The 2,200-nt window shown below is 67.7% G+C and carries 1 protein-coding gene and 1 pseudogene; one reads left to right on the plus strand and one right to left on the minus strand.

What is annotated here, in order from left to right:
• Positions 1-198 (plus strand): annotated as a pseudogene (locus tag G6018_RS01070) (hypothetical protein); the annotation flags it as partial.
• A 10-nt stretch (positions 199-208) separates the two neighbouring features.
• Here G6018_RS01070 and G6018_RS01075 read toward each other — a convergent pair.
• A complete protein-coding gene (locus G6018_RS01075; protein ID WP_182638507.1) occupies positions 209-1,858 on the minus strand; it encodes an AMP-binding protein in 1,650 nt (549 codons plus the stop codon).
• Between the last annotated feature and the right edge of the window lie 342 nt (positions 1,859-2,200).

Here is a 2,200-nt window from a genome sequence, read left to right on the forward strand (position 1 = left end):
TGGCGGGACCGTAACGTCGACGCCTTCTGCGCCGGGTACGCCGAGGTGAGCGACTCGGACCCCCGCGACTCCGGTGCGCTCCTCCGGGCGTACACGCTGGACAAGGCCCTCTACGAGGTGGTGTACGAGTCGCGCAACCGGCCCAGCTGGGTGGGGGTCCCGCTGGGCGCGGTCGAGCGCATCCTCGCGACGGACTAGCGCCGTGCCGTCAGCTCGCGGGCAGCTGGTCCTTGGCCCACTTGTAGTCGGCCTTGCCCGCGGGCGAGCGGCGGATCTCGGGCACGTCGACGATCACCTTGGGGACCTTGTAGTTGGCCAGTGACTGACGCAGGAACTCGGACAGCTCGTCCTGCTCCACCGACTGCCCCTCGCGGAACGAGACCACGGCGGCGACCTTCTGGCCGTAGCGCGGGTCCGGCGCCCCGGCGACGAGCGCGTCGTGCACGGCCGGGTGCGCCTTGAGCGCCTGCTCGACCTCCTCCGGGAAGACCTTCTCGCCGCCGGTGTTGATGCACCCCGAACCGCGGCCGAGGAACACGATGGTGCCGTCCTCGCGGAGCTGTCCCATGTCGCCCAGGACCGAGACGCGTCGACCGTCGACCACGGGGAACGTCTTGGCGGTCTTCTCCGGGTCGTTCCAGTAACCGATCGGCAGGTGACCGCGGCGGACGATGTAGCCGATCTCGTCCGAGCCCGGCTCGATGGGATGGAAGTCCTCGTCGACCAGGCCGAGCTTCGGGCTGGCCGGGATGGTCATCTCGCCGGACTCGCTCATCCCGAGCTCGCCGTCGTTGCCGGCCTCCGAGGCGCCGAAGTTGTCGCGGATGATGATGTTGGGCAGCACCTCGAGCACGCGCTCGCGGCTGGACTTGGACCAGATGCCGCCGCCGGAGGCCATCATGAACAGGGTGCTGAAGTCCATGGTCTCGGTGCCCTTGACCAGCTCGTCCGTCAGCGGCACCGCCATGCCGTCGCCGACGAACATGAGGATGTGCGCCTTGTGCTCGGCGGTCGCCCGGATGATCTCCGCCGCGTCGAACTCGCGGAACATGATGAGGTGGCCGCCGAGGTTCACGAAGGTCAGCAGCGTGAACAGGCCCGCACCGTGCATGAGCGGGGCCGAGATGACCACCTTCATCCCGCCGTCGGGCGAGACGTTGTCGGCGACCTCGGCGGGGCTGTGCCGCTTGTCACCGTAGGGGTTGCCCCCGGACAGGCACGCGTAGAAGTAGTCCGACATGTGCCACTGCACGCCCTTGGGGAAGCCGGTGGTCCCGCCGGTGTAGACGATCCAGTGGTCGTCGCCGCGGACGGGCTCGAAGTCCCGCTCCGCCGACTGTGCCGGCCACTCGGTGTCCCCGTCGACCACCGTCAGGCCCTTCTCGGCACACGCCGAGGCCAGGACCTCCGGGACGCCGCCGAACACGATCACGGTACGCACGGTCTCGAGCTTCGGGACCGCTGCGGCCATGGTCTCGGCGAACTCGGCGTCGACCAGCACGGCGATCGACTTGGAGTCGTTGAACAGGTAGACCAACTCGGGCGCGGTGTACCGGTAGTTCACGTTGATCCCGGCCACCCGGGTCTTCATGCACCCGATGATGGCCGCCATGTGCGCGGTGCTGTTCTTCATGTAGAGCGCGACGTGGCTGAGCGGCTCCGCACCGTGGGCGCGGAGCAGGTGCCCCATCTGGTTGGCGAGATCGTCGACCTGACGGTAGGTGTAGTCGACGCCGTCCATGGTCAGCAGTGCGTTGTCCGGGATCTTGTCGGCGACGGCCTCGAACACCGCGGCCTCGTTCATCTCCGGGTTGGTTCCGGCGAGCGGATCGGTCGAATGGTCAGCAGCTTCGGTCATGGCAGAATCCTTCGCGAGGGCGGACGAAATGTGGCTGTCCTCACATTGTGACCTGAACTTGTTCTCATGTCCAGACGGCACCCTGATCAGGTCAAACTCTCAATAAGTAGAACGAGTTCTAGAGCAGTTCGTGTCCATGGCAACGATTCTGCGTGACCCCACGCCCCCGAGCGCCTACATTTTGGACATGAGTTCACGGCGGTCCCCGCAGAGCGGCGCGCCCTACGACGGGGGCCTGATGCTGCCCCACGCCACCCGGACGGGGAGCGTCCCGGTGGACGGTCGCCGATCGGCCGCGCCGGAGGCGGATCGGCCCTCCGGCCGGAGGCCGGTGCTGACGGG

Origin of the sequence: Dietzia sp. DQ11-44 (assembly GCF_014145205.1) — a bacterium.
Classification (GTDB): Bacteria; Actinomycetota; Actinomycetes; order Mycobacteriales; family Mycobacteriaceae; genus Dietzia; species Dietzia natronolimnaea.